The sequence below is a fragment of the Aeromonas sp. HMWF014 genome (assembly GCF_963878295.1).
Lineage (GTDB): Bacteria > Pseudomonadota > Gammaproteobacteria > Enterobacterales > Aeromonadaceae > Aeromonas > Aeromonas popoffii.
Genome location: NZ_CAWNYS010000443.1, coordinates 1 through 6,387 on the forward strand (window position 1 = coordinate 1; position 6,387 = coordinate 6,387).

The following is a 6,387-nucleotide window of genomic DNA, read 5'->3' on the forward strand; positions in this document are numbered from 1 at the left end:
CGCTGGCACTGGCGTGACGCTGGATGAGGGGGACCTCACCGGCAGTAACAGCCTGAGCCAAACCGGCCATTTTGATGTGCAAGGCGGGTCGGATCGGGTGGCCGAAGTGGCCTTTGCCGATGCCAACCAGCAACCGGTTCTCACTGCTCTCGGCCAGAGCGTCAAATACGAGCTGGTTGATGGGGATCCCGCCATCCCCGGCAGCCAGCTGCTCAAAGGTTATGTGATGGTGGATGGCCAGCGGGTCGAGGTGTTCGAGGTCAAGCTGACTGGCAGCCTCGATCAGGCGGGCAAGAACGGGTTTGACTATCAGGTGACCCTCTATCAGGGGCTCCATCAGGGCGGCAACGCCGTGACCGAGCTGCCCATCAAGGTGATCGTCAACGACTACGACAAGGCAGGCGGCAACAACGACAGCACCAGCGGCACCCTCAATATCACGATTGGGGAAGGGGAGAAACCGACCCTCACCCTGACCGGCGTGACGCTTGGCGAAGGGCGTTTCGATGGCGCCAACTTGGCCACCGATGACCAGCAGGCGAGCGGCAAGATCACTATCCAGGCCGACTCAGACCCCGTGGTCGATGTGCGGTTGGCCCTCTCCGGTCAGGTCATGGATGCCAGTGGCAAGCCCATTACCCACAATGGCGAAGCCTTGACCTGGAAGGCCATTGGCACGGATGGCCACAGCTTTCAGGCGGTGACCAGCGGCGGTCTGGTAGTGATGACTGTGTCCATCCCCACCGTCCCCGCCAGCATCGCCGTTCACACCAGTGCGGAGATCGGCTATCAGGTGACGGTGCATACCAATCTGGATCACGGCGCTGACAACAAGTTGGAACTGACTTTGCCAGTCAAGGTCACTGATAGCGATGGCAGTGTGACCACCGGCAACACCACGGCGGTGATCTCTGATGCGGCCGATCCAGTGATCACCAATGTCGAGGGGGGGACCGTCAAGGAGTCCGGTCTCAATGGTGGCGGTGGCCAGCATGGGGGGACCAGCCCGTCAGGCATTGGCGAAGTCGCCGTCGGCCAGGTGACGATTGCCGCCGGGAGCGACCGGGTGGTCTCTCTGCAACTGGATGTGGCACGTTTCAACGCCCTCAACAGCCTCACGTCGGGGGGCAAGGCGGTCACCATCGGCGCCGATAGCCAGCCGGGCGTGTATCTTGGCAAGGACAGCGCGGGCAAGGTTATCTTCAAGCTGACTTTGGATGTCTCCGGCCGTTATACCTTCGAGCTCTCCGGCAATCTGGATCACAGCGTCCAGGGCAAGGATCTGCTGGATATCCAGCTGCCGTTACAGGCGCGAGACAGTGACGGAGACCTCAGCGCCGAAGTGATTGGCCATGTGAGCGTGCAGGATGATGTGCCCGTGGCCGTGGATGCGAGCAAGACCCTGAATGAAGGTGCGAAAGTGACCGGCGATCTGCTGGCCACCGCCAGCGAGGGGGCGGACGATGCGGTGGTGAAATCGGTGACCATCAATGGTACCGAACACCCCATCGCAGCTAGCGGCAACACCACCATCGCGGTGGCTGACGGCACAGGGCAAGTCATCGGCACTCTGGTGATCAATGCCGAGGGTACCTACAGCTTTACCGCCAAATCGGGCATCGATCACAGCAACACCACGCTGGTGCAGCAGATTGAATTTCATCTGGTGGACGGGGACCGAGATAATGATGATGGGGTCCTGACCCTGACCATCCAGGATGAGGCAGGCAAGCTCACCGTGAGCGCGGCCACCGGCCAAGAGGATACGGGGGCGACCAATCCCGGCCAGGGGATCCCCATCACCATGAACCTGGATATAGGCGACTTCGATCGGGGCGAGCATGTGGAGCAGTTGCTTATCCAGGCACCGGCCAATGCCCAGGGCATCTTCTACTTCAACGGCATCGCACTCACCACCATTACCCAGGGTGGCAAGACCTGGTATCAGGTGCCGCCAGAGGCCATGGTGGCGGTGGCCAATACCAATGACAGGTTCCAGCTGACCGGTGTCACCTTCGTACCAAATCATGACTACTCGAGCTACAACAACGGGGGCAGCGCGCTGCGCTTCCCGGTGCAATTACAGGTGGGCGTCACCGAGGGGAACAAGCCCCCGGTGTTGACCGGCAATCTGGACATTACGGTAGAGGGCATTGCCGACAAGCCGCTCTGGGATGGGGCGAGCACGAATCAGCACTACAGCACCAATGAGGACAGCACCGGCATCGCTCTAAATGTGAAGGCCGCGCTCACCGACACCGATGGCTCCGAAACCCTGAGCTACCAGATCAAGTGGGAGTCGGGCCAGGGCAGCCTGACCCTGAATGGCAAGGTGCTCACCCCGGGGGCAAACGGCCTCTACACCGTTGCTGGCGGCGACATCAACAAGATAATTGTGGTGCCCGGTAAGGACTACAGCGGTGACATCAAGCTGGTGGTGACACCGGTGAGCACAGAGAATACCCCTGTGGTGACCGACAAGGTGACAGCCCTCGGCGATCCGTTGGCGGTGGTGATCAATGTCAATCCGCAGGCGGATGATGCCAAGCTGACCATTCGTGATATTCAGGGCAAGGAAGACACCTTGCTCGATCTGGGTAGCAAGATCTCCCTGGCTCAGCTGGGTGACAAACTCGATGGCTCCGAGCAGATGTTTGTCCGCATCAGCGGCTTGCCTGTCGGGGCAACCTTGCTGCTTGGCGGTGTAGCGGTGGGCCAGAATGCGGCGGGCTACTACGAGGTGCCCTATGACCGCATTCGCGAGCTCAAGCTTGAACCACCGAAAAACAGCAACGTCGATTTCGATCTCACCATCAAGGGAGTGGTGAAAGACACCGCAACGCTGACCGATGCCAATGGCCAGATCCATACAGTGGTCAACGAGAAGGAGACCGGCGCCCAGACCATCCATGTGGATTTGGTTGGGGTCGTGGATAAACCACACGTCGAGTTGGGCGGCACAGGTTGGGTGTCTGAAGGGGCAGGGTACGCCATTACGGTGGCTGAGGATGGCAAGGCGCCGCTTAACTTCAAACTGGTATCCGGTGAGTGGGTTGAGACCCCCCTCGATCACTCGGAAAGTCTCAACATGGTGTTGGGTGGTTTGCCAGACGGAGCCCGGGTGTTCGATGCCAGTGGCAATGAGTTGACCCTCACCTTTGCCGGACTCGATGCCAGTGGTAAACCGACGTATCAGGTCAATGTGTCGGATCTGGGCAATCTGCAGATCCAGCCGCCACCCAATAGCACCGCTGATCTGCATCTGATTGCCAAGGTCGTGGTGACCGAGAGCGATGGCGATCACAAGAGCTTCGAGGTGCCCCTGCACATCAAGGTTGAACCGGAGATCGATGCGACCCACTACAGCAAGACCAGCCATGGTCTTGAAGATCAGTTCGTTGCGCTCGACTGGCATCCGGTGTTGACCGATGGGGCCGAACAGGTGACTGGTCTGACGCTATCGGGCGTGGCAGATGGATACCAAATCTGGTTGCGTGCAGGTGGCGTTGATACCCAGATCGCCATCAGTGGGGGCAATGTCTCGTTGACCTCCGCTCAACTCGACAGCCTGCTCAAGGGTGGGCAGCTGTTGGTGAAAGCGCCGGAAGATAGTGACAGGGATCTTACGATTCAAAGCCATGTCACCGTGACCCAGCATGATGTGGATTCCAGTGTGGTGGCTAACAAAGTGATTGATGGGCAACTGCACGTCGATATCCGGGCGGTGGTGGAACTCGATGGCAATCTGGTACAAGTCGGGGGGGCTCTGGTCAGTCCTGATGGAGATGACATTCCGCTCAACGGTGTCTTTGTTTTTGAGGATCTGGATCTTAGCAGCAGTGAGACCATCAACTATCTGGTGATAAGCGAGTTGCCTCCCGGTTTCGTGGTGGTGGGGGGGATTAACGATGGTCTGGGCAACTGGACTGTACCGAGTAGCTCGCTTGGCCATTATTCTTTACACGCTCCTGGTGGTTATCCTGGTGGTACCGTCACCTTCAAGGTGAGTGCCCAAGTGATCGATCTTGGCGATAACAATGAACATGATGTCAGTATGCCGGCTTATCGTAAGCTGACGGCCACTGCCGAGTTTAAAGATAAAATTGAGTCAAATCAGGTTGCAGCAACCGTCGACGTTGACAACAGAGCCCCTATAACCGGCGTAGAAGATCACGGAGTCAACGTTGGTGCCCAGCTTAAGAACATGGTTACCCTTGGCGCTGCGGATATGGGCGATGATGAACTCAGTATCGTTATCACCGGTCTGCCAGCCGGGGTGAATGTAGAGGGGCTGACCTTCGACTTCGTCAATAACGAGTATCTGATCAAGCTGCCAGGCGGCCTCAGTGACCTTGACAGGCTGACTCTGACCCTGCCGGAGGATTATGCTGGCAACAACCTGCATTTCAATGTGCGGTTGGTCAACACCGATACGGTGAGCGGTGATACCAAGACAGTCGAGAAGCAAGTCACTCTTTCCATCACCCCCGAAGTGGATATCAACGGCGGCCAGGATGGTCACCCTGAGCTGACGCTGCAGGTGAGGGATGTGAACGGTCAGCCGAGTAACGTTGAAGACACAGTGACTCACCTCAACCTCTCGGTCAAACTGGCCGATATCAGCCCGAGCGTTGCGGATGGCGGGCTCGAGACTGTGGAGACGGTGACCATTACCGTCGATCCCAAGTTTGGCTATTTCCTGGTGGGCAACCAGCCACTGACCACGCTGGTGGTGAGCGATATGGCGGCGCTCAAGGATCTGGTATTTGTGCCAAAAGAGCACTTTAGCGGCAAGGTACCGCTGGATATCAAGGTCGATATTCTGGATACCGCCACCACGGGCACGGCGCAAGGTAGCTGGAACGGGCATGTGGAATTTGAGGTCAAGCCGGTCAACGACCCGGCCACGCTCACGGTACACAATGTGGCAGGCAATGAGGATGGCACGGTCAACCTCGCCGGATTTGGCGCGGCCCTTGTCGACAACGATGGCTCGGAACAGATAGTCGCGCTGCAGATCAAGGGGGTACCGGATGGCTTCACGCTGTCGGCTCCAGCGGTCAACAATGGCGGCGGCATCTGGCAGATCCCGGTGGGGACTGACTTCTCCAAACTGACCCTGATCCCGCCAGCGGATTTCAGCGGTAGCGTGGATCTCTCCTTGAGCGCCTTTACCCTGGACAAGGGGCTCTCTATTCCGCTCGAGACCAGCGGCAGCTTCACCGTCACCGTCAATCCGGTGGGGGATGTCATCATCGCCGACATTCAGGACAAGGCGAGTGGCACCGAAGGGGATGTGATCACCCTGGATCTGGGGCTCGAGACCCACGATACCCAGGTAACCGGCGGCACTGCCGCTAATGTCCATGAGCATGGCCCGGAGCAGGTGCGGGTCACCATCGAAGGGGTACCTGATGGTGCCCAGATCCGCTTGCCAAACGGCGTTGCTGGCACTGTGGTTGATCTGGGAGGGGGGCGTTGGCAGGTCACCACAGATGGCGGCAAGCTGGGTGCTGTCGAACTGGTGACCAATGACACCAACGGGGCGCTGGATCTCAAGGTGACGGCCCAGAGTCTCGACAACGGCGCCCTTGGTCCCGAGGTCAATAGCACCATCCATGTGGATGTGAGCCCGGTCAACGATGCGCCGGTCAACGTGCTGCCTGCGACAGCGCTGGTGGCCGAGGAGGACACGCCGTATACCATTAATGGTTTGCAGGTGAAAGATGTGGATGCGGGCAGCAGCCCCATTGAGGTACGCCTCTCGGTCGAGCACGGTACCCTCAATCTGGCTGCGGGCAGCGGGGTGACCGTGAGCGGAAACGGGTCCGGTACGCTGGTGCTTAGCGGGTCGCTTGATGCCATCAATGCGCTGCTGTCCGGGGGGGTGACTTATCAGGGTAAGCAGGACTTCAATGGTCAGGATCAGCTCACCATGGTGACCAATGATCTTGGCAATACCGGCAGCGGCGGTGCGCTTGGCGATACCGATGTGGTGGCGATTGAAGTGCAGCCGGTCAACGACGCGCCGATCAATCAGGTGCCGGGCAGCATGACGGTGAAAGAGGATGGTTCGCTGTCGCTTTCCGGTATCAGTGTGAAGGACGTGGATGCAGGCACTGCCCCCATGTCCATGGTGTTGCGGGTCGAGCACGGTGTGCTAACCCTGCTGGGTGCTAGCGGCGCCGTGGGGGTGCAGGGTGCAGGTACCGGCGAGATCACCCTGGTGGGTTCTCTTGTCGATATCAATAACCTGCTTGCCAGCCAGCTGCACTATGAACCAGCCAAGGATTTCTGGGGCGATGACAATCTCACCATCACTACCTCGGATCAGGGCAACACGGGGTCGGGTGGGGCGCTGACCGACAGTGCCCAGATCGGCATTAC

1 protein-coding gene is annotated in these 6,387 nt (G+C 59.0%); it reads left to right on the forward strand.

Annotation, left to right across the window (positions count from 1 at the left end):
• Positions 1-6,387, forward strand: a 6,387-nt coding sequence (locus tag AAC083_RS17485; RefSeq protein WP_258224750.1) for a T1SS-143 repeat domain-containing protein, incomplete at both ends; no start/stop codon positions are given.